The sequence below is a fragment of the Devosia sp. A369 genome (genome assembly GCF_054489345.1).
Genome location: NZ_JBTMWV010000060.1, coordinates 1 through 847, shown reverse-complemented (window position 1 = coordinate 847; position 847 = coordinate 1). Strand labels below are relative to the sequence as shown.

Below are 847 nucleotides of genomic sequence, written 5' to 3'. Positions count from 1 at the left end.
CCCCCGCTCGGTGATCTGACGAACCGCGTCCCGCTTGAAATCGTCGCTGAAATTGGCTTTGCCCATGTAGGCCTCCTTGCCTCAAAATTAGGAAGGAAGGCGTCTACAAATCTAGGGGCTATTCATTCCGAACGGGGCCGCACGAGAACCGGGCACACGAGAATTCTACGAGCGGATCGGCTTCAACGACCGGCAGATCGAGATCGTCGCGGGCGCCATGCCGAAGCGAGAATATTACGTCGTTTCCCCCGATGGACGGCGTCTTTTCGACATGGCGCTTGGCCCGGTGACGCTCAGCTTTGTCGGCGCCAGCGGCAAGGATGATCTTAAACGCATCACGGCTTTGCATCAGGAATTCGCCGGCGAGTGGCCGGCCCATTGGCTCACAGAACGAGGGATCGCCCATGCGCATGACTTGTTTGTTTAGACTTGCCTTCGGGCTCCTGCTCTCCTCAGCCGCGATGCCGGCGCAGGCAGCAGGTCAACTTGTTGGCGCCACCGAGTTCACTCAGATCCTGAACAATGCGGAGTTGATCGGGCTCGCCGGCCAGTCCGGCATTCAGATCGACAATCAGGTGACCCAGATCGCTCACCAGGTCGAGCAGATCCAGAACCAGCTTCGCATCTACGAGAACATGCTGCAGAACACCCTGACGCTGCCCGAGCAGGTCTGGGGCCAGGTCGAGAATGACCTCAACCGGCTGCGTGCCATTGTTGGGGAAGGGCAGTGAGAGCGGCGGTGCAAAATTAGTCCACGGTAGCGGCGGGATAGTCCCGCTTCGGGCGGCGTAAAAGTCGGCCACCTATCTTCCTTCTGCGACGCTTGCAGGAGGGTTGGGGATCTATA

The 847-nt window shown here is 59.3% G+C and carries 2 pseudogenes; both read left to right on the top strand.

Annotation, left to right across the window (positions count from 1 at the left end):
- Positions 1-124 precede the first annotated feature (124 nt).
- Positions 125-427 (top strand): annotated as a pseudogene (locus ACX3OZ_RS20880) (conjugal transfer protein TrbE); the annotation flags it as partial.
- A gap of 34 nt (positions 428-461) precedes the next feature.
- Positions 462-728: pseudogene (locus ACX3OZ_RS20875) on the top strand (P-type conjugative transfer protein TrbJ); the annotation flags it as partial.
- Positions 729-847: the final 119 nt, after the last annotated feature.